Consider the following 21,649-nt stretch of genomic DNA (forward strand, 5'->3'; position numbering starts at 1 on the left):
ACTGACGATTTGTCAGTCTCTTCGTAAAATATTGCATGTTAAAGGAGATTATAATCACCAATTTTTTTATATTTTTCCCATCTATTTTCTAATAATTCTTCAGCTGAATAGGTAGATAGACTACTTAAAGATTGCGCAATAACCTGATCCATATATTCCGCTTGCTGATAAAAGTCGCGATGCGCTCCACCTTTTGGCTCTGGGATTATTTTATCTACTACATTTAAATTTTTCAAATCATAGGATGTTATTTTCATTGTTTCTGCTGCTTTTTGAGCTAATCCTGCATCTTTCCAAAGCAAGGCTGCTGCTCCTTCTGGCGAAATAACAGAATATGTAGCATTTTCCAGCATATGAATATGATCACCTACACCTATGGCTAGTGCGCCACCACTGCCTCCCTCACCTATCACTACACAGATAATGGGGACAGTAAGACCAGCCATTTCCTTTAAATTATGAGCAATTGCCTCACTTTGCCCTCGTTCTTCTGCAGCTTTGCCTGGATATGCACCTTTTGTATCAATGAAGGAGATAATTGGTCGATTAAACTTTTCCGCTTGTTTCATATGTCTTAACGCTTTACGATATCCTTCAGGGTGAGGCATGCCGAAGTTTCTTCTGATATTTTCTTTTGTACTTTTTCCTCGCTGATGACCAATAACGGTTACAGGACTATCCTTATAATAGGCTATACCCGCTACAATCGCTTCATCATCACCAAATAAACGATCGCCATGAAACTCAATAAAATTGGTGAATAAGTTCTCCACATAATCTAATGTAGTTGGACGCTCTTGATGCCTGGCCATTTGGACACGATCCCAAGGCTTTAGATTTCCGTATATATCGTCTTCCAATACAGCTAATCGGCTTTCCAATGTATGTATTTCATCTGATAAGTCGATATCGCTATCTTCTGTAAAACTTTTTAATTCTGCTATTTTTTCTTTTAAATTAACGATGGGTTTTTCAAATTCCAATACTTGCTTCATGAAACATCCCCGCCCTTCTGATGCATATCGAGTAATGTCACAAGAAGGTTTTTCATCTCATGTCTATGAACAACCCGATCGAGTTGACCATGCTTTAACTGAAATTCCGATGTTTGAAAATCATCTGGAAGCTTTTCACGAATTGTTTGTTCAATAATTCGCCGACCGGCAAAACCAATCAATGCACCAGGTTCAGCAAAGTTATAATCCCCGAGTGACGCAAAACTCGCAGATACACCACCTGTAGTTGGGTGGGTCATAACGGAAATCATTAGTCCCCCTGCATCACTAAATCGTTTAATAGCTACAGAGGTTTTCGTCATTTGCATCAGACTTAATACACCTTCTTGCATTCTAGCACCACCTGAAGCTGTGAAAATAACAAAAGGCAAGGATTCGTTTTTGGAATTTTCAATGGCTCGTGCAATTTTTTCCCCCATTACTGAACCCATACTTCCCATCCGAAAACTAGAATCCATTACTGCAAAACCAGTAGCTTGTCCATTTATTAAACCTTTTCCAGTAATGACACCTTCATTTAATTTTGTTTTCTTGCGATCTTTCTCAATCTTTTCTTCGTATCCTGGAAATTGTAACGGATTGCCTGTAATAAAGTTATCGTCCCACTCTTCAAATGACTCCGCATCAAATAAACTTTCCATTCTCTCCCAAGCACCTAATTGATGATGGAACCCACAATTCGGGCATACATTTAAATTCTTACTCATTTCTTTACGATAATAAATTTTATAGCAACCATTACATTTTTGCATTAAACCTTCAGGAACATCTAGCTTAGCTTGTTCACTTGGCATCGATGCATACTTCCTTCGCTTGCCAAAGAAATCTTTAAGCAAGGTAACTCCTCCTTTTTCAACAAACGTTGGCACAATCATTTTTCATTAGTATAAAGGCTCCTTATTAAAAAAGGTGTCAAAAATTGTCGGGGATGACTAATCCTTCTCAACATACATTTGAGTTACATCTTTAAATAATACTTCAATGGATTCGTAATCTCCCTTAGAATAAATTCGAGTAAGCTTCACATAAAATGCTTCCGTATAGTATTCTTCGTTTATGGTATGAGAGAATTCTTCCATCAGTTGCCAAATCTTTCCTAATAAAAGATTTCCGGCCTTTTTAAAAACGTATTGAAAAAATATAGTATGTTTATTATATTGATTTATACTAGCGTTTATTATTGCGTTTAACTCTTCTATATCTTTTTCATTTAGATGATCAAAAGCTAATTTTGCAGCCTCTTTTTCTACTATACGTTTAGCGAACATCAACTCTTTCTGTGTCTGGTTCTCCTGTAATATAAAAGAAGATAATAACTCAACTGTTTGATAAGGGCGGTATGTACTTATATAGGTACCTTCCCCGTGCCTCGTTTCAATTAACCCCAATAATTCCATCGCACGTAAAGCTTCTCGAATGGAAGACCTACCAACTTGAAGTGACTCTGATAGTTCTCTTTCAGACGGAAGCTTATCACCAGATTTCAGTTCATTGTTATCAATAAAACTGCGTATTTCGTGTAATACCTCTTGATACACTTTCTGCTTAGGCGACATGGACACAGCCATGATTCACTCCTTTGAACCGATTAATTGTCATCAATTCGTGTTAAATTCCTTGTGTTTTCAGCAACCTCTTCTGGGTCAACTTCAATTCTGGAAACGCCCGATTCCATCGCTGCTTTTGCAACACTGGATGCTACGTTCGGGGCAACGCGCACATCGAAAGGAGTTGGAATGACATAATCTTCATGTAACTCATCATCTGCAATCAGAGATGCTATTGCTTGTGCTGCTGCTACTTTCATTCGTTCATTAATTCTTGTAGCTCGTACATCTAGAGCCCCACGGAAAATTCCAGGAAATGCAAGTACGTTATTAACCTGATTCGGAAAATCAGACCTTCCTGTACCAATAACTTTTGCACCAGCCTCTTTCGCATCACCAGGAATAATTTCTGGCTCAGGGTTAGCCATTGCAAAAATAATAGCATCATCATTCATTTTCTTAACCATTTCTTTTGACAGCGCACCACCAACGGAAACACCGATGAATACATCTGCCCCTTCAAGCATTTCTTCAAGCGAACCTTCTTTTTTAGCATTGTTGGTGAATTTGGCAACATCGTCTTTTACTTCATTCATTCCATAGGGTCTATCTTCAAATATAGCACCTTTAGAATCGCACATTATCATTTCGCGGACCCCAAAGCTGTATAACAGTTTAATAATAGCAATACCTGCAGCTCCGGCACCATTAGCTACCACTTTAATATCGGAGAAATTTTTGCCAACAAGTTTTAATGCATTGATTAATCCAGCTACCGTTACAATTGCAGTTCCGTGCTGATCATCATGAAAAATAGGTATATTGGTTTCTTTTTTTAGACGTTCTTCAATTATGAAGCAATTAGGTGCTGCGATATCTTCTAAGTTAACACCACCGAAAGTTGGTTCCATTAACTTTACACTTCTCACAATTTCTTCTACATCGTTTGTTCCTAGGCAAATGGGAAAAGAATCTACACCGGCAAAACTTTTAAATAATACGGATTTTCCTTCCATAACAGGAAGCGCTGCTTCAGGGCCTATATTTCCCAGTCCTAGAACCGCGGAGCCATCACTGACTACTGCCACCATGTTTCCCTTCATCGTATAGTCATATACCGTTTCTTTACGATCGTATATTTCTTTACAAGGTTCAGCAACACCAGGCGAATATGCTAAACTTAAATCTTCTGCATTTCGAACCGTAACTTTTGATTCTGTCGATAATTTCCCTTTGTTTTCCTTATGCATTTGTAATGCTTCATCTCTTAAGCTAGCCATATTAATATTCCGCTCCTTTTCACAGTAGAAATAATAATTAATTATAAGTGAAAATAAATAACGCTCCAAGGTGGTCTGACCACCCTTAACTCCTTCATTATAACAGATGGGGATTCTCTGTAAAGTATGAAAACTACTTTTCAAAAACCACATTATCTTTACCAAAATGGTCCGATAGTGCTTGTATACACGCTCGTTCTGGAGTGATAAAGTAGTCACCCGTAAGCTGGAATGTCTTTCTGTTTTGCTCATCATAAATAATGATAGGTATGTTACCTGGATATAAACGTGTAACTTTTTTAATTTCCTTCCAAGCATTTTGATTATTCTTCTGGGTTAATTTAATAAACAAACGCTGATTATTACGTGTTTCAAGTTCTTCTTCATCGAATTCTTTAACCTGCGATAGTTGCCATTGAACACGATTGTTTCTTGATTCAATTTTTCCAGTCAACAGCACGACCATTTCTTCTTTCAGCCACCTGTTTACATCTCGGTAAATTTCAGGAAAAACAACGGCTTCCATGTCACCAGTCTCGTCACTAATCGTGATAAAAGCCATTGCATCTCCCCGTTTTGTGCGGATTGGCTTAATGCTTTGAACAATTGCCACGCTTTTACAATTCTTTTTGCCAATTAAAGCTTGTGCCTGCTTCATGGAAACATATCCGTTTTCTCTTAGCTTTTTGCGGTGTTCCTTTAGCGGGTGACTGGATACATAAATCCCCAGCAGTTCTTTTTCATCTGCTAATTTTTTAACCAGGCTAAAGTCTTCGATGTCTATATATCTTGCTGCAATTTGATCTCGAAACAATCCCGGTTGGTCATTGAATTCTCTAAACAACTCTCCTTGTTCGATCGCATGATCAATGGAGGCCAGGAGGCTTGCCCTGTTTGAATACGTTTCATCAAATGCCCCTGCCATGATAAGAAGTTCCAATGCAGCTCGATTAACAGTCTTCAATGAAACTCGTAAACAAAAGTCAAATAAATTTTTAAATAAACCTTCCTTACGAACCTTGATTACTTCCTTGATTACTTGATTCCCGATTCCTTTAATCATGATAAGGCCCATTCGTATCTGATTACCTTCCACCGAAAATTTCCCGAAACTTTTATTAATGGAGGGCGGCGCAATACTAAGATTTAAGTTTTTTGCTTCTTTGATATAATCATTTGTTTTATCCTGTTGACTTACGAAAGAACTAAGTAACTCTGCAAAGAAATTTGCTGGGTAATGTGCTTTTAAGTACGCTAATTGGTAGGAAATCTCACTATACGCTACTGCATGGCTTCGATTGAAACCATAGTTGGAAAACTTCACAATCCAGGCGAATATTTCTTCGGCAACCGATTTGTCATAGCCATTTGCTAAGCAACCGTTTATAAACGCTTCCTTTTGCTCATCCATGACATCCTGCTGTTTCTTACTTACAGCACGGCGTAATATATCTGCTTTACCAAGTGAAAAACCTGCTATCTGGTTAGCAATCTGCATGATTTGTTCTTGGTAAACGAGCACACCGTATGTTTTTTCTAAAATAGGTGCTAAATCCGGATGCGGGTATACGACATTTTCTTTTCCATGTTTACGATTTATATAAGTTGGGATATTATCCATTGGACCAGGACGAAACAAAGCATTTACGGCTACAATGTCTTCAAATGAAGAAGGCTTTAATTGAGTAAGTACATTCTTCATCCCGTTTGATTCTAATTGAAAAACACCATTTGTTTCCCCCTTTTGTAATAGTTCGTATGTTTTCGCATCATTTTTCGGAAGATTGGTTAATGATACTGATTGATTCCTGGTGAATGTTATAGATTGGATCGTTTTTTCAAGTAATGTCAGGTTGCGTAAACCAAGTAAATCAATTTTTAATAACCCAAGCTCCTCCAGATCATTCATCGGAAATTGTGTTAAATTTGTTTCATTTGTTCCGGTGGTCAGTGGAATATGTTCCATTAACGGTTTCTCACTAATAACAATCCCTGCAGCATGTGTGGAGACATGCCTTGGTAATCCTTCCAATTTAATTGAGATAGCAAATAATACCTTTAAGCTGTCTGATTGCTTAATATAGTTTTTTAAGTCCTCTGATTCCTTCGCAAGATCAACAATACTTTTCCTCGCTTGTACCGGAATATGCCTCAGGATAAAATTCGCATCCTGTTGGTCAATATCCATAGTCTTTATTAATTCCCGAACTAAAGAACGTGCAGCAAATGTGCCAAATGTTATAATCTGCGCTACATGCTCGTTTCCGTATTTATTTCGTACATATTCAATAACCTCATCACGTCTTACATCCGAAAAATCAATGTCTATATCTGGCATCGTTAATCGTTCAGGATTAAGAAAACGCTCAAACAGCAAGTCATATTTAATTGGGTCCACATCTGTAATTCCTAAAACATACGCAACCAGCGAACCAGCAGCAGAACCTCTACCCGGACCGACTACAATACGATTATCTTTTGCATAACCTATAAAATCAGAAACAATTAGGAAATAATCGCTGAATTGCATCGATTGAATAACCGTTAGTTCATATGTTAAACGATTCGAAACCTCTTCTGTAACTTCCTCATATTTCGTCTCTACGTTCGTCCAGCAAATCTTTTCTAAATAAGCATGTGCACTCATTTGTTGTGGTACGGGGTAAGCAGGAATCATGCGCTGGTCAAAATCAAATGTTACATTACATTTTTGTTTAATTGCCTCTGATTCTTCGATTACTTCCGGCCAAAAATTGGAGAATAACTGTTCCATTTCAAAAGCGGAGCGTAAAAAGCGTTCCTTTCTGTCTGGGTCCGTAATCCGCATGTTCCAAGTATTTCCTTGTTTCATAGCCTGCAAACAATCATAGGCACTATCATCTGATTGATGTATATACCGTACGTCCTGGATCGCTACTACAGGAATATGATACTTGTCATGAAATGCTTTTAGTGATCTATGTATATGACGTTCACTTTCGAGCCCATGATCTTGGATACCTAAGTAAAAATCCCCTTCATGCACCAGATGTTTCCATGTGGTTATGTAATCCACCACTTTATCGTGATTTTGGGTATCTAATAAGGTTGCAATCTTCGTATTGTGAACTGGTATGATACAAATCAGATCTTCTACATACACACGCAGTTCTTCTATAGCAATATTCGTATTTTTACGATGTTGAATATGTGTACTAATTTTAACAAGTGACTGATATCCATTTTTATTTTTTGCTAGAAAAATGCACGGAATATTCTCCTGCTCTTCATCCGTTGTATATACAACCATACCAATAATCGGTTTTATTTTATAATTTTGGCAAGCTTTATAAAAAGGAATAGCACCATATAGTACTTGCTCATCTGTAAGTGCCAATGCGTCGAATTCTAATTCACTAGCTCTTTGTACTAATTTATCGATTGTAATGGTACTATTCATCAGGCTATAACCACTTCTCACCTGTAAATGTGTATACGACATAACATCCCGCCTTTTGTTTCTCCCCCTATTATAACAATTTGGTCATGTCTTGCACACGGTATGCTTGACTGATAGTTATCATAACTCGTCTACTTCACTCATAAAATGAAAAGAACATACCTCGGGAAGGGGTGGGAGGATATGGTGGATGAACGATTTTTTGCCTCTTTTATTCATTGTTATTTTATAGCATTCGGAGTCATAATTGGTGGGGCTATAATCGGCAGCATCGGGGAATTTGCAACTGGAAATGCTCCGTTAACTTCAATAGGCCGTATTGCCAATAATTTACGTATATGGGCTATTATCGCTGCGATCGGTGGAACATTTGATGCGATTGCCAACTTTGAAAGAGGATTACTTGACGGTTCAACCATTGATTTATTTAAACAAGCACTGTTAATTCTGTCTGCAATGGGCGGCGTCAAAACAGCTATCATTCTAATAGAGTGGCTTATACAGGAGGATATCTCTTAATGCATATCCCTCCTTATCATAAAAAAGTAACCTGGCAGCGTTTTTTCATTGGTGCTGTATTTGGGGCGCTTATATCATATGGCATTTATATCTATATATACGGTAGCTTATATGAAAGGGTTCTTGAAGAAAACTTCGAACTCCAATCAGAATTGACTGATGTAAAAAACCAAAATGAAGCATTGTTACAGGATAAAGAAGATTTAGATGAACAATCCAAAGAACCACAAACAGTCGAATCCATTGAAGTTACGATAACGAGTGAAGATGCATTACGCCTTGACAGATTAATTATTCATCAGTTAGAAGATCTGATAAAAGAAGAAATAAATCACCTCATTGGTCAGGAGATTTCTACAGTTGTAGAAAGCAACCAGCTCTTGCTTTCAACGATTGAAAATAAAGGCTTCACCGTTGATGACGTTACGTACCATTTTGATGTTAATCTATTAGTAATTTCAAATAATGTTAAACTAACCGTCGAAACAAAATTGACAGATGAATAAGAACCTTTTTTGAACTTTTTCATATTTTATAGTTCTAGGAAGTATTAATCTTCTATAATATAAATAGCAACAAATGCATGAGAGTATCTATGTACTATATGGAGAGGAGCTGGTTTCCATGCTGATTATGAATCAAAGACAAATACGCGATGAAAAAATTGCTCAATTACAAGAAGGAAAAATAGCATACGCTGAATCTTATGAACTTATTCGAATTATGAAACGAGATATTGAAAGAAAAAATTTAAATGTACATTATGACGAGACTAAATCAGGTTGTTGGTTTACGCCACTATCAGAAAAGGTTCGTAATTAAGAAAAACTCTGCTGTCGCCTCATCTTTCCAGAGGTTAGAAGTCAAGGGTCGTATTGGTAGAAATCGGCGAAATAGCCGATTTCGCTATCTAAATCTTGTACCCAAATAAGGAATAAGGTTATAGGTTTTCTTATCTTTTTAAAAATGCTGATTTCATTTATAGATGAAATCAGCACAGCACTTATTTAATTGGTAGATAGGATAGAACTTATTTATAAGAAACCTCTATAACAAATGCCACGTTTTCTAAGCAAACGTGGCACATGCGTGTTCTATATCCTCTATAACATATTGGGTTTCTTTCCATGTTTTCACGGATGCACCTGATGCCATTGGATGCCCGCCACCGTCATACTTTGCAGCTATTCCATTGATAACAGGACCTTTAGAACGCAATCGTACACGGATTAGGTCCTCTTCCTCTACAAAGATCACCCATGCTTTGATGCCCTCAATTTCGCCTAGAATACCAACTAACTGTCCCGTATCTATTGGTTCAATCTGGTATTCATCTAAGATTTCTTTTGTTAATTTAATCGAACTCATCCCAGAAGGGGAAAGTTCAAAATTCTGCAATATATATCCTCTAAGCCTCGCAATATTATCTTTAACATTATAAATTCCAGCGTATAAAGCTTCTCGGTCAAATTCATATCCTACGAGTTCCGCTGCATATTGAAAAGTCTTTTTCGTCGTGCTTGGAAACAAGAATCTTCCAGTATCCCCAACAATACCTGCATAAATTAAGCGTGCAGCTTCATTATTCATTTGAAACCCATCCTCTTTAGCATGCAAGTATAATTCATATATTAACTCACTTGTGGAACTTGATTCCGTGTCCACCCACAATAAATCACCAAATGGATCTACATTAGGATGATGGTCAATTTTAATCAGCTTATTACCCAAGTTATATCGATCATCACAAATACGTGGGGCATTCGCTGTATCACATACAATAACCAAAGCATTTTCATAAACTCGATCAGCAATTTGATCCATTTTCACTAGAAATGTAAGGGAAGGATCCTCTTCACCTACCGCATAAACGTTTTTATTTGGGAATGATTGCTTAATCAACGCTTTCAACCCCGCTTGAGATCCTAACGCATCCGGATCCGGTCGTACATGCCTGTGTATAATAATTGTCTCATATTCCTTTATGGTCTGGATAATTTGTCTGATGCTCATTTTTTTACCCCTTATCTATTTATTTACTGGCTAAATTGGTGAAAACAAGATATAATGATACTAATAATTTAATTAGAACTAGGAGAGATCTTATGGTTATTTTCCCTATCATTATCGTAATTTCTATTGTTTTATATGTATATTATAAAGTTGCTATTATGAAAAATAAAGATAAACTAACACAATTATATGTTAACGCAAAATCACGTATATGTCTCGGAAGTTTAGTTTTCTTTTTTGGTATTAATCAATACGTCTTCTATCAAACGCAATTCGCCTTGTTTGTAGGAATTGTTTTTGTGATCATTGGAGGAGCACTACTTTATGATGCTTTCAAAGAAGCGAAGCATTACCGAAATGAATGGAAACGTCTAAACGTATAACAAAGATAAGCAAGGGCTAAGGGAAAAAGCTGACTATACCAATAGTCAGCTTTTTCTCTTTAGCGATATATCAGCTGTGCCATGATTAATCCTTTACCTACTATTCGTTCCTCATTATACACTTCGACATCAATTTTAGCATACATACGCCCTGCCTCTAGTAAGGTAGGCTTGATGGTTAATTTACTATCAATTTGTACAGGCTTAATAAAATAGACGGTTAAATTTTCGACAACTAGATCACCTTTTTTATGATATGATAACAACCTACTGCTCGCTTCCGTGATTAACGCTGTAAAGACTCCATTTGACAGTGTCCCTAATTGATTTGTCATCTGTGGACTAACTTGTGTTTGATAGCTAACCCCTTCTTCTAACGGTAAAAGGCTTGCTGAAACAACATCATCAATCGTTTCTCCAACTTGCGGTTGCCGCTGAATTTGCTGCAATGCTTTTAGCACATCCTGCCTTGATATCACCCCAAGCAGTTGATCTGTTCGAGAAACTACGGGAACCACTTCAATCCCTTCCCATACCATCATATGAGCAACAGAAGCAAGCGAGGTTTTTGCTTGTACAACTAAAGGATTCTTACTCATTACCTTATCAATGATAACATCTTTTTCTTTCCCTATAATATCTTTAGAGGTAACCACCCCGATAACACGTGCCTTATCGTCTACAACAGGAAATCTTGTATGGGTTGACTGGCTGTTTAAATCATACCAATCGGCAATTGTGTCTTTCGTATCTAAATAAAACGATTCATCATATGGTGTGAAGATATCACCTACAAATACAATTTCCTTTTTAATTAATTGATCATAAATAGCTCGGTTAATCATTGTCGCTACGGTAAATGAATCATAGCTCGTTGAAATGATTGGCAATTGTTTCTCATCGGCTAAACGCTTTATATAATCTTGTGTGTCGAAACCACCTGTAATCAAAACAGCGGCACCCTCATTTAAAGCCAATTCATGTGCTTTAATTCGGTTACCAACAATTAATAAAGAATCCGCTTCTGTATAGCGCATCATCGCATCCAGTTCCATAGCACCAATGACAAATTTATTCAAGGTTTTATGCAAACCTTCTCTTCCACCTAAAACCTGTCCATCAATAATATTAATCACTTCTGCAAATGTTAATCGTTCAATATTTTCTTTTTTCTTCCGTTCAATTCGAATGGTTCCAACACGTTCAATCGTACTAACGATTCCTTGGTTTTCCGCTTCTTTGATAGCACGATATGCCGTTCCATCACTTACATGTAAGCTTTTAGCAATCTGCCTTACCGATATTTTATTCCCTACTTCTAAAGCTAGAATATGTTGGATTATCTGCTCATGCTTCGTTGCCATTGTTGTTCACCAACCTTCAACTGTACTAGTTCATTATTTACTGTTTATTATACAGTTGAATGGGGATAAAGTAAAACTTCATTCAGTAAGGGGGAAAGCGTACAGGATATTTATTGGGTCTGTCTTTCCCTTCGGTTTTCCTGTTCCATAACTGGAGGCTTCGTCATTTGTAAAAGTGTAGAAAAATTGGCTCCTACCACTAATAAAAAGAACCCTAACCAGCCACCCCAAAAAACCCGCTCCAGCATTGTTGTAGCTTCCGGTATAACAGGCCAAGCAAAATATAGAAGAAAACCAGCTAATAATAATCGTAGAACAGCATAATGGCGCATATTAATACCCCCTCCCTCCTTACTAGTTTATGAGAGGGGATATCTATTTTAGAACACTATATCTACTTATAAAAGTAAATTAAAATAGCTGTTTATTAATGATTCTCCATAAAAATAAGTTATAAGTGCTGCTACAACAATATATGGTCCAAAAGGAACCGGCTGCTTACGTCCAATAACTCTTGTTAAAAGGAGTGCCATACCAATAATTGCCCCAATCATACAAGCAAGAAAGAAAGCCAGTAATACCTTTTCCATACCAAGCACAATACCAAGCACACCAAATAACTTCATATCACCCGCTCCCATACCACCACGACTTACGATTATGATGACAGCAATAATGGAAAATCCAATGATAGCTCCTAGTAGGGCCGACCACCATGGATCAAGTGGTTGAAAGATCCTCATGATGATAAATAATGGAAGGAAAAAGAGCAGTACGTTGTTTGGTATAAGCATGTATTTAATATCTGATATGATAATGATTACCAGCATGGAGACTAATAATAATGCTGTAACTAGCTCTAGGTTCAACCCGATGACCACGTAACTCCATGTAAATAAGATTCCTGTTACAAGTTCCATCAAGGGATATATGTATGATATTTTTTCTTTACAGTGGCGGCATTTACCACCCAGGATGGCAAACGAAAGAAGTGGTATATTATCATACCATGCCAATTGATGTTGACAATATGGACAAATCGACCGTTCATTTGCGAATGGTTGATTTATCGGGACACGTAAACCTACAACATTGTAAAAAGAGCCAAAAATGAGACCTAGTAGAAAGATTAAGATAATGATTGTCGTATTCATAGTTGGATCTCCTTTGTTATCTCATGAAATTATAATTGAAAAAAAGGCCTCACAACAGACTGATGGCGTACAAAGTAATGACATTCAGTGGATCAATCCTATTCGTAATAGTATACTATTTTTCAACAAAAAACCACAAATTAATCTGAATTTATGCACAAAAGTATGGGTACTGCCATTCCTGCCCTCTTTTTCCCTTTCTTGTACATATTCTTCTATAAAAATCAAAATAAGATTGTGATCTGACCCTATTCCGCCTTTTAGGTAAAATATAGTATACTTTCATCTATCTTTTCTTGAATTTGGGTTGGAAAAAATTATGCATTCGTGTAAACTTCATTACTATATAGTTTTTTATAAAAATAATCTTAAAGAGGTGTTCAGGTTGTCAGAAAAAACGAAGGAAAACAAACAACACTCCCCCCCTTATGTACTGTACTTTTCAGCGATTTTAATTTTCTTATTTGTTCTATGGGGAGCAATATTTCCAACACATCTTGGTAATACTGCAGGTGCAGCATTGGATTGGGTAATTGACTCCTTCGGTTGGTATTATATGCTGATAGCAAGCGGATTTGTCGTATTTGGTATCTTCGTGACTATTTCTCCTTTTGGAAATCTACGGCTCGGAGACGAAGATGATCGGCCCGAGCATTCCTTTATCTCATGGATAGGGATGTTATTTGCTGCCGGTTTGGGAGCAGGGTTTGTATTCTTCGGTGTAGCAGAGCCCGTATTATATTATATGGACGTGCCATCAGGGGTCGTACCTGGAACTGTTGAAGCTGCTGAAACTGGCTTGCGCTATGGTGTATTTCACTGGGGCTTACATGCTTGGGGAGCGTTTTCAATTGTGGGACTTACATTAGCTTATGTTCAATACCGCAAACACCAACCGGCTTTAATAAGTTCAGCTTTTTACCCTTTAATTGGGGATAAAACGAAGGGTTGGCTGGGGCACCTAATTGATATATTAGCAGTTATCTCTACTGCAGCAGGTGTTGCTACAACATTTGGAATCAGTGCCCTACAAATGTCTGGAGGGATCTCTTATCTTACTCCTTTGAACAATAGCTTACCATTACAGCTTACAATTATTTCTATTGTGACAGTTTTATTCCTTATTTCAGCCGTTAATGGAATAAATAAGGGAATTAAGCGCTTAACGAATATCAATTTAGTGTTATCTGGTTTGTTGCTCTTATTTGTACTTTCTGTTGGACCGACGATCACCTTGATGGAAAGCATGGTAACGTCGCTTGGTGGATACGCTTCTAATATAATAGATATGTCACTTACGATGAGTCCTTTCCAAATGGATGAATGGTTGGGAGCGAATACAATCTTTTTTTGGGCTTGGCATATTTCCTGGTCTCCTTTCGTCGGATTGTTTATAGCACGAATATCCAAAGGGCGGACGATCAGAGAATTTTTTGCTGGTGTATTACTCGTCCCTACACTGCTTGCAGTTATATGGTTTTCGACATTTGGTGGAACGGCACTTAATATTGAAATGGACGGAATCTTTCCACTAGCAGAGATTGCCGGTGGTGAAGTCGAATTAACTCTATTTGCAATGCTTGAACAGCTTCCATTACCATTAATATCTAGCCTAATAGCAGTTATAGTAATCGCTCTATTCTTCATTACTTCTGCTGATTCCGCTGCTTTTGTGTTAGGTTCGATGACATCTGGTGGCTCATTAAATCCAAAATTGAGTTTAAAAATTATTTGGGGGCTACTAATGGCTGGTACCGCTTCTGTTCTTTTAGTAAGTGGTGGTGGCGGTTTAGAAGCACTGCAAACAGCCGCATTAGTTGCAGCATTACCATTTGCATTTGTTCTCATTCTCATGATTGTATCTGTTAGTATTATGATGAGTAAAGACTGGAGTTTAGCAGAGCGAAATAAACGGAAGAAAAGAGATGACACACTAAAGCAAACCCTTCGTCAAGAAACATACACCGAATTGAAAGAAGAGTTAACAGACGAATGGCGTGACGAATTGAGAAAAGAGCTCATCGCTATGGGTAAAAACAATGCCGAAATGGTACACTTTCAAACGAATGACCAAACAGCGATTGTTGGAAAACAAATTCGAGATATCGGCTTTCCGACACATGTTAATATTAGTGCTATTGAGCGTGGTGATAACATCCTATCACCGTCAGGAAGTACCGTCATCCAATCTGGTGATTTCTTGTATATCTTGACAGAATCAAACCAAAAAGAGGCACTACATGAGCTTTTGCTTAATAAATGATACTATACCTCTATTTCATTAAGAAAGCCTTTTCGATAGCTTAGCCACTAAAAAAGCGTGAGCCTATTTTAATAGGAACTCACGCTTTTTTATCCGCATAAATGCTGGCTTTGGTTTTTGTCATAAAGGGTTAGCTAACGCCAATTTTTTCTTGCATAGGAAACTATAGAATTTAAAAGCTGTGGATAACTAATTTGCCGAAATATCCACATCCAGCTCCAGCGCCCAGCAACAATCAAACTTCACACTCCTCCACTACGATAAGTCAACATCGACTCACTTCGTTCGTCGTGTTTCCTTTATCTCATTGCGAAGTGCTCCAGTTTGTACGTTGCTAAACGGGCGCTTGCGCTTTTGTTCTTATAACTTCATTTCTTCACCAATCTGCATTACTCTTCCTTGTCCAGTCTGAACCTTTTTCGCGAAATCTTCCGCATCTTGTTCGATTAACGGGAATGTATTGAAATGAACAGGCACAACGATCTTTGCTTCAATCCAGTCTGCTGCAACCAAAGCATCTTCTGGCCCCATTGTAAAATTATCTCCAATTGGGACGAATGCTACATCAATTTCATTCATTTCACCGATTAACCTCAAGTCAGAAAATAGACCTGTATCTCCAACATGATAAATGGTATTACCCTCGGCGGTTAGCAATATTCCTGCAGGCATCCCAGTATAGATAATTGTACCATCATCTTCTGTATAGGCAGAACCATGAAAAGCTTGTGTGAATTTCACACGTCCAAAATCAAAGTCATGTTTTCCTCCAATATGCATTGGATGTGTGTTTAGTCCTTTTGATTCCAGATAGTTAGCCAATTCATTTGGAGCCACGACTAATGCTTCATTTCTTTTCGCAATGTCAACTGTATCTCCTACATGGTCATTATGTCCGTGCGTTAGTAAAATGACGTCTGCTTTAACAGTATCAGCATCTAAGTCACATGCTTCATTTCCAGAAATAAATGGATCCATTAATATGGTGTGATTACTTGTTTCAATTTTAACTACAGAATGTCCATGATACGATACCTTCACGCTAAAACCTCTCCTTGCTATACTATTTACTCTTTAGTAGAGTATCCTTTTCATTTCTACCCGTTCGTCTTCATTTGTATGCTTATTTTTTGTTCTTTTTCTTTTTAAGTTCCGCTAATTCTTTATCCACACTATTTGTTTCGAGTGATTCAAATTCTTCATCCAATGTGCGGGAAACATTCGACAGATCTTCTGTTGTTTCTGCTTCTGCCTCATATTGCAGAACTTTTTCTTCCATTCGTTCAAAGCCTTGTCTTGACTCGTCACTGCCAATATTTGACATCGTCCGATTCATCTTCGCTTTTGTTTGTGCTGTTTCTGCTCGGGCTTTCAATGTATCTTTTTTGAGTCTCATTTGATTATATTCTTTTTTCATTTCATCTAGTTTTTCTTTGATTTCACCTGAATCACTTTTAGCGCGTTCCCATGATTCACTTAAGACTTCTAATTGTTTTTCATTTTCTGTTTTATCTTCCAAGGCCCGACGTGCTAAATCATCATTACCCGCTTCTACAGCCTGCTCTGCTTGATTTTGCCTTTTTTCTATCAAGGCCCCGGCATCATTGGCTTTGCGTTTGAGCATCTTCTCGTTTGCAATTTGTTTAGCAACAGCCCCTTCCGCCTCTTCAATATCTTCTTCCATGTCCCGCATGAACTGATCCAGCATTTTCACAGGATCTTCAGCTTTATCAAGCATTGCATTCAATTCGGAGCCTACAACTGTTTTTATGCGTCTAAAAAATTTAAACATGTAAATCCTCCTTTATTTTAGTAGCATACAATTTCTATGTAGTACGGTTTTCCCTTAAAAAAGTTTCACTAAAATAGAAATTTATATTGCACATGTATCTCTGTTATAATTATCATGTACATACATTTTAGCGGGGGGCTTTACTTATGACAAATCGAATCGATTCATTACTTAAAGAAATGCAGAATAATCAACTGGATAGTATGCTCATCACGTCAACAGCAAATTTTTATTATGTGAGTAATTATTATACAGAACCACATGAACGATTAATCGCTGTTTACGTCAGTACATCGCAAGACCCAATACTAATTGTACCAGCTATGGAAGAAAATGATGCAAAAGCGGCTGGCTGGAAGTTTGATATCATCAGTTATCACGATCATCAGAATCCATGGGAACTATTTGCTGATACGTTAAAAAAACATGAGAAAATCCCACAATCCATTGGACTGGAGCATGACCACATTACCTTGGATCGCTATGAAGCAATCAAGCATATTTTGCCAAATACTGTGATTTCAGATTCGCAGGAAATCTTAGCTAACCTACGTGTTATTAAGAATAAAAATGAGTATAAGCTGTTAAAACAAGCTGCATCACTTGCTGATTTTGGTATGGATATTGGTTTCAATGCTATTCAAGAAGGAATAAGCGAATTGGAGGTCATCGCTAAAATTGAATATGAACTGAAAAAGCAAGGTGTACAGCAAATGTCTTTCAACACCATGGCCCTATCTGGTGCCAAAACGGCGTCCCCTCATGGCACACCATCTGTGAAAGAAATTCATACAGGTGATATGGTGCTTTTTGATTTAGGCGTTATTTATGAAGGGTATTGTTCCGATATTTCAAGAACAGTTGCGTATAAATCTATAAGCGATAAACAGAAAGAAATTTATCATACCGTCCTAACTGCGGAGCAAAAAGCAATTGAAGCTTCTCAAGTCGGAACTTCTGTTGGTGAAATTGATACAATAGCAAGGAATCATATAGATCAGGCGGGATATGGTCCCTATTTCACTCATAGAATTGGTCATGGATTAGGAATACAAACACACGAATACCCATCAATGCACGGTAATAATACACTTTCTTTGCAAGCGGGCATGTGTTATACGATTGAACCTGGCATTTATGTCCCTCATACAGGTGGTGTCAGAATAGAAGACATGATTTTCATGACGGAAAAAGGGCCCGAATCTTTAACCAAAACGCCAAAGGAACTTCGTATTATTGAATAAGGCTGTTTTCTAAAAGATTGTTGTTAAACATGTTGAAAATTTTAGCTACGAAAACAGCCTTGAACTGAGGATATGAAATAACGGCCTTTCTCAGTCAAGGGAAAGGCCGTGAGTAGCTTATAGTAATCCTCCATTTAAAATCCACTTCAATTTGCTCGAGCACAAATAAGGAAAAGACAGGAGTTAATAGAAATCACCCGCCAAAATCACCCACTATGCCCGAATTATTCTTTTCCCCCGTGAAAATTCTTTTTTACTCTTTACTTTCCAATAGCGCGCGGGCTTCATCGAATACCAAATCATGGGACTGGGCAACAGCTTCGTAGGTTACATACCCATCCAACGTATTGATACCTTTCAATAGTGCTTCGTTGTCCTGACAGGCTTTTACAACACCTTTATTTGCTAGCTGCAATGCATAAGGAACGGTAACATTTGTCAAGCCGATTGTCGATGTTCGCGGAACTGCCCCAGGCATGTTTGCAACAGAATAATGTAAAACACCGTGCTTGATAAAGGTTGGATCATCATGCGTTGTTATTCGGTCACTTGTTTCAATTACTCCGCCTTGATCAATGGCTACATCCACAATAACGGATCCTTCAGGCATGTCTTTTACCATCGCTTCAGTCACCAATTTTGGTGCCCTTGCTCCAGGAATCAATACTGCTCCAATAACAAGATCAGATTCAGCAACTTCAGCACCGATATTCATTGGATTGGACATCATTGTGTTAATAGAAGATCCAAATAAATCATCCAATTGCCGCAATCGCTCTGGGCTTAAATCAATAATCGTTACATCAGCACCTATTCCTACGGCGAGTTTTGCAGCGTTTGTCCCAACAACACCCCCGCCAATAACCGTTACTTTACCTCGCTTCACTCCAGGAATACTTCCAAGTATAATTCCTTTACCACCCTTGGGTTTTTCTAAAAATTGAGCACCTGTTTGCAAAGCCATACGACCAGCAACTTCGCTCATTGGTGTTAACAGTGGTAACGTTCCATTTGATAATTGAACTGTTTCATAGGCAATCCCGACCACTTTTTTATCTATCAGTTCTTTTGTAAGCTCCGGTTCGGCTGCTAAATGTAAATATGTAAATAAAATTAAACCTTCATAGAAGTAATCGTATTCTTCTGGGAGGGGTTCCTTTACCTTCATAACCATTTCTTGTGACCATGTTTCTTTTGCTGTTGATGTAATTACCGCCCCTGCTTCTTCATACTGCTCATCCGTAAAACCAGATCCAAGCCCTGCACCTGTTTCAACATAGACGTCATGACCTGCGTTCTTTAAGGTGAAAACACCAGATGGCGCCATTGCGACTCTATTTTCACTATTTTTAATCTCTCTGGGTATTCCAATGTTCATTTATAAACCTCCTTCATTTTTTAGAAAAACTGGATTCGTTAAAGCGATTCTTAGAAAGCGTTCTTTGCTTTGTAAGAAACCCCTTATACTTTGGAGCGCAGGTTTTTAATAGCAAGTACCATAGATGCACTTATGCAACTAAATCTTCGCAAATCCTTTTAATCATTGTACCAAAGAAGAATTTAAAAATCACCTTAGATTTATGATAAATCAGAAATTCGCGAATAATCCACTCTGTTATAAGAGTGGATTATGATTGATTTTCATATTATCTGCTTCGATTATTATACGTGTGGATAGCTTTATTATTATCCAACTGGTCCACTACACCGCTCTGATAACTGTCATTTAATTGGTTCTGAACAGCGGCTATCCCTTTTTTATCTTCCTTTAAATTATCTTGTGTTTTAAAATTATCTTGTGTTTTGCTATCTCTTTTGGACATGAATATCACCTCCATTTCTAGCATTCCCAAAAATCCATGATAATGTTTATACTAATTTTTCCAAATAATGATTGTCGCTATCCAAATTAGGGTATATACTTAGTAAAAGGGGGTAAAATCAATGGAGTACAGTAATATTATTGTAGCTGTTGACGGTTCAGAAGCATCAGAAAAAGCTTTTAAAAAATCATTGGACATTGCAAAACGTAACCATGCACGACTTATTCTTGCACATGTGGTTGATTCTCGAACGTTTGCAACAGCTGAAGCTTATGACCGCTCGCTTGCAGAACGTGCTGAAGATTATGCGAAGGAACTTCTTGATAGCTATGTCGATAACGCAAAATCTGCGGGCATAGACGATTTAGTAAGGTGTGTAGAATACGGATCACCTAAAGTAAAAATCGCAAAAGACATCGCGAAAGATTTTCAATCAGACTTAATTATTTGTGGTGCAACAGGAATGAACGCTGTAGAACGATTCTTAATTGGAAGTGTATCTGAAAGTATAACCAGGTATGCGGAATGCGATGTATTAGTTGTACGCTAATGTCATCCTTATTAAACCTATTGTAAAAGAAGAAAGGTTTTGCTATGGAAAAACCACAGCAAAACCTTTAATATTTCTAGGATAATCTTAGTGTATCTCTTGCTATCATTACTTCTTCATTCGTGGGTATGACAATTACTTTTACTGGTGAATGTGGGTAATTAATAAATTGCTCTTTTCCACGGACTTCATTTAATTTAGGATCCCAATAAACGCCCATAAATTCCATGCCTTTTAATACTTTTTCTCTAATTGTTATACTGTTTTCACCCACACCAGCTGTGAAAACAATGGCATCAACACCAGACATTTTTGCTGCATATGAACCTAAATATTTATGAATTCGACCTGCAAAAACTTCTAACGCAAGCTCTGCTCTGTCATTATCATCAGACTGTAGTTGGATATCACGTAAATCACTTGAGAAGCCTGATAAAGCAAGCATCCCACTTTCCTTATTTAGAACATCGATCACTTCTTCGGCAGATTTACCTGTTTTATCCATGATATAGGGAATTAAAGCAGGATCTATATTGCCAGAACGTGTTCCCATGGTCACACCAGCTAGCGGGGTAAAGCCCATTGATGTATCAATTGATTCGCCATTCTTTATTGCTGCAATACTTGCTCCATTACCTAGATGGCAAGAAATCAATCGTAATTGATCTAATGGACGTCCTATTAATTCGGCTGCGCGTTGCGATACATATTTATGCGATGTTCCATGGAAACCATATTTACGAATACCATAGTCCTCATAATACTTATAGGGCAGGCTATATAAATAAGATGATTCAGGCATCGATTGGTGAAAGGCTGTATCAAACACGGCTACCATCGGTACACTTGGAAGAATTTCTTGAAACGCTCGAATACCCGTAAGATTGGCCGGGTTGTGTAATGGGGCTAACTCTGAAACTTTATCTATCGTTTGAATAACTTCCTCTGACAATTTCACCGAATCACTAAAGTGTTCACCGCCATGTACTACACGATGCCCAACTGCGTCAATTTCCTCGAGTGAATTTATAATTCCTGAAGACATTAATCCATTAAGCACTTTCTTTACTGCTTCTTCGTGATTTGGAATATCTTCGACAAGTTCATCCTCTTTATCATGTACTTCCAGTGTAAATACGGAATCATTCAATCCGATACGTTCGACAAGTCCCTTCGCCGATACTTCTTCTTCTGGCATCTGTATTAACTGGAATTTCAACGATGAACTCCCAGCATTTATTGCTAATACATTACGCAATTCT

At 37.6% G+C, this 21,649-nt stretch carries 21 protein-coding genes; 7 read left to right on the forward strand and 14 right to left on the reverse strand.

All coding sequences use genetic code 11. The features are described from left to right. Window positions 1–38: 38 nt before the first annotated feature. The 5 genes from accA to dnaE all read right to left on the reverse strand — a co-directional run bounded on the left by accA (window position 39) and on the right by dnaE (window position 7,324). On the reverse strand, window positions 39–995 hold the full coding sequence (accA, locus tag OLD84_RS11985; RefSeq protein WP_209462095.1) for an acetyl-CoA carboxylase carboxyl transferase subunit alpha: 957 nt from the start codon (window positions 993–995) through the stop codon (window positions 39–41). After that, on the reverse strand, window positions 992–1,852 hold the full coding sequence (accD, locus tag OLD84_RS11990; RefSeq protein ID WP_209462096.1) for an acetyl-CoA carboxylase, carboxyltransferase subunit beta: 861 nt from the start codon (window positions 1,850–1,852) through the stop codon (window positions 992–994). The genes accA and accD overlap by 4 nt, the downstream gene beginning before the upstream one ends. A gap of 96 nt (window positions 1,853–1,948) precedes the next feature. Beyond that, window positions 1,949–2,584, reverse strand: coding sequence for a FadR/GntR family transcriptional regulator (locus OLD84_RS11995; protein WP_245301475.1), 636 nt, complete (start codon window positions 2,582–2,584; stop codon window positions 1,949–1,951). A 20-nt stretch (window positions 2,585–2,604) separates the two neighbouring features. Then, the gene (locus OLD84_RS12000) at window positions 2,605–3,843 is read right to left on the reverse strand and encodes an NADP-dependent malic enzyme (protein ID WP_209462097.1); all 1,239 of its coding nucleotides are present in this window, start codon (window positions 3,841–3,843) and stop codon (window positions 2,605–2,607) included. A 133-nt stretch (window positions 3,844–3,976) separates the two neighbouring features. Continuing rightward, window positions 3,977–7,324 (reverse strand): DNA polymerase III subunit alpha, encoded by a 3,348-nt coding sequence (gene dnaE / locus OLD84_RS12005; protein WP_209462098.1) that lies wholly within the window; start codon window positions 7,322–7,324, stop codon window positions 3,977–3,979. A gap of 144 nt (window positions 7,325–7,468) precedes the next feature. Here dnaE and OLD84_RS12010 point away from each other — a divergent pair, with 144 nt between their 5' ends. The 3 genes from OLD84_RS12010 to OLD84_RS12020 all read left to right on the forward strand — a co-directional run bounded on the left by OLD84_RS12010 (window position 7,469) and on the right by OLD84_RS12020 (window position 8,623). Further along, a complete protein-coding gene (locus OLD84_RS12010) occupies window positions 7,469–7,801 on the forward strand; it encodes a sporulation membrane protein YtrH (protein ID WP_319962286.1) in 333 nt (110 codons plus the stop codon). Beyond that, window positions 7,801–8,307, forward strand: a complete 507-nt coding sequence (gene ytrI / locus OLD84_RS12015; RefSeq protein ID WP_209462100.1) for a sporulation membrane protein YtrI — start codon at window positions 7,801–7,803, stop codon at window positions 8,305–8,307. The genes OLD84_RS12010 and ytrI overlap by 1 nt, the downstream gene beginning before the upstream one ends. A 118-nt stretch (window positions 8,308–8,425) precedes the next feature. Further along, window positions 8,426–8,623: a YtzJ family protein gene (locus OLD84_RS12020; protein ID WP_209462101.1), complete on the forward strand. Its 198-nt coding sequence runs from the start codon at window positions 8,426–8,428 to the stop codon at window positions 8,621–8,623. 246 nt (window positions 8,624–8,869) lie between these two features. Here OLD84_RS12020 and OLD84_RS12025 read toward each other — a convergent pair whose 3' ends face one another. After that, window positions 8,870–9,814: a DHH family phosphoesterase gene (locus OLD84_RS12025; protein WP_209462102.1), complete on the reverse strand. Its 945-nt coding sequence runs from the start codon at window positions 9,812–9,814 to the stop codon at window positions 8,870–8,872. A gap of 92 nt (window positions 9,815–9,906) precedes the next feature. Here OLD84_RS12025 and OLD84_RS12030 point away from each other — a divergent pair, with 92 nt between their 5' ends. Continuing rightward, the gene (locus tag OLD84_RS12030; RefSeq protein ID WP_209462103.1) at window positions 9,907–10,197 is read left to right on the forward strand and encodes a YtpI family protein; all 291 of its coding nucleotides are present in this window, start codon (window positions 9,907–9,909) and stop codon (window positions 10,195–10,197) included. A gap of 59 nt (window positions 10,198–10,256) precedes the next feature. Here OLD84_RS12030 and OLD84_RS12035 read toward each other — a convergent pair whose 3' ends face one another. The 3 genes from OLD84_RS12035 to OLD84_RS12045 form a co-directional block, all read right to left on the reverse strand. Then, window positions 10,257–11,561, reverse strand: a complete 1,305-nt coding sequence (locus tag OLD84_RS12035; RefSeq protein ID WP_209462104.1) for a DRTGG domain-containing protein — start codon at window positions 11,559–11,561, stop codon at window positions 10,257–10,259. Between the two features lie 110 nt (window positions 11,562–11,671). Continuing rightward, window positions 11,672–11,893: a hypothetical protein gene (locus OLD84_RS12040; protein ID WP_209462105.1), complete on the reverse strand. Its 222-nt coding sequence runs from the start codon at window positions 11,891–11,893 to the stop codon at window positions 11,672–11,674. Between the two features lie 66 nt (window positions 11,894–11,959). Beyond that, window positions 11,960–12,715: a prepilin peptidase gene (locus OLD84_RS12045; RefSeq protein ID WP_209462106.1), complete on the reverse strand. Its 756-nt coding sequence runs from the start codon at window positions 12,713–12,715 to the stop codon at window positions 11,960–11,962. Window positions 12,716–13,100: 385 nt separating this feature from the next. Here OLD84_RS12045 and OLD84_RS12050 point away from each other — a divergent pair, with 385 nt between their 5' ends. Then, window positions 13,101–14,978 carry a BCCT family transporter gene (locus OLD84_RS12050; protein ID WP_245301476.1) on the forward strand — a complete coding sequence of 626 codons (1,878 nt, stop codon included), beginning with the start codon at window positions 13,101–13,103 and terminating at the stop codon, window positions 14,976–14,978. A 360-nt stretch (window positions 14,979–15,338) separates the two neighbouring features. Here the strand turns inward: OLD84_RS12050 and OLD84_RS12055 are convergent, their stop codons facing one another. Continuing rightward, window positions 15,339–16,019 (reverse strand): metal-dependent hydrolase, encoded by a 681-nt coding sequence (locus OLD84_RS12055; protein WP_209462108.1) that lies wholly within the window; start codon window positions 16,017–16,019, stop codon window positions 15,339–15,341. Between the two features lie 82 nt (window positions 16,020–16,101). Next, window positions 16,102–16,770, reverse strand: a complete 669-nt coding sequence (locus tag OLD84_RS12060; protein ID WP_209462109.1) for a PspA/IM30 family protein — start codon at window positions 16,768–16,770, stop codon at window positions 16,102–16,104. A 146-nt stretch (window positions 16,771–16,916) separates the two neighbouring features. On the opposite strand from OLD84_RS12060, the gene OLD84_RS12065 reads away from it, so the two are divergent. Then, the gene (locus OLD84_RS12065) at window positions 16,917–18,014 is read left to right on the forward strand and encodes a M24 family metallopeptidase (RefSeq protein ID WP_209462110.1); all 1,098 of its coding nucleotides are present in this window, start codon (window positions 16,917–16,919) and stop codon (window positions 18,012–18,014) included. 253 nt (window positions 18,015–18,267) lie between these two features. On the opposite strand, the gene ald is transcribed toward OLD84_RS12065, so the two are convergent. Together ald and OLD84_RS12075 are read right to left on the reverse strand one after the other, a co-directional pair. Then, a complete protein-coding gene (gene ald, locus OLD84_RS12070) occupies window positions 18,268–19,392 on the reverse strand; it encodes an alanine dehydrogenase (protein ID WP_209462111.1) in 1,125 nt (374 codons plus the stop codon). Between the two features lie 268 nt (window positions 19,393–19,660). Beyond that, window positions 19,661–19,837, reverse strand: coding sequence for a hypothetical protein (locus OLD84_RS12075; protein WP_209462112.1), 177 nt, complete (start codon window positions 19,835–19,837; stop codon window positions 19,661–19,663). A 121-nt stretch (window positions 19,838–19,958) separates the two neighbouring features. Between OLD84_RS12075 and OLD84_RS12080 the strand changes: the two genes are divergently transcribed. Next, entirely contained in the window at window positions 19,959–20,387 is a 429-nt protein-coding gene (locus tag OLD84_RS12080) for a universal stress protein (protein ID WP_209462113.1), read from the forward strand. A 76-nt stretch (window positions 20,388–20,463) separates the two neighbouring features. Here the strand turns inward: OLD84_RS12080 and OLD84_RS12085 are convergent, their stop codons facing one another. Beyond that, window positions 20,464–21,645, reverse strand: a complete 1,182-nt coding sequence (locus OLD84_RS12085; protein ID WP_209462114.1) for an acetate kinase — start codon at window positions 21,643–21,645, stop codon at window positions 20,464–20,466. Between the last annotated feature and the right edge of the window lie 4 nt (window positions 21,646–21,649).

The sequence above is a fragment of the Virgibacillus natechei genome, assembly GCF_026013645.1.
Classification (GTDB): domain Bacteria; phylum Bacillota; class Bacilli; order Bacillales; family Amphibacillaceae; genus Virgibacillus_L; species Virgibacillus_L natechei.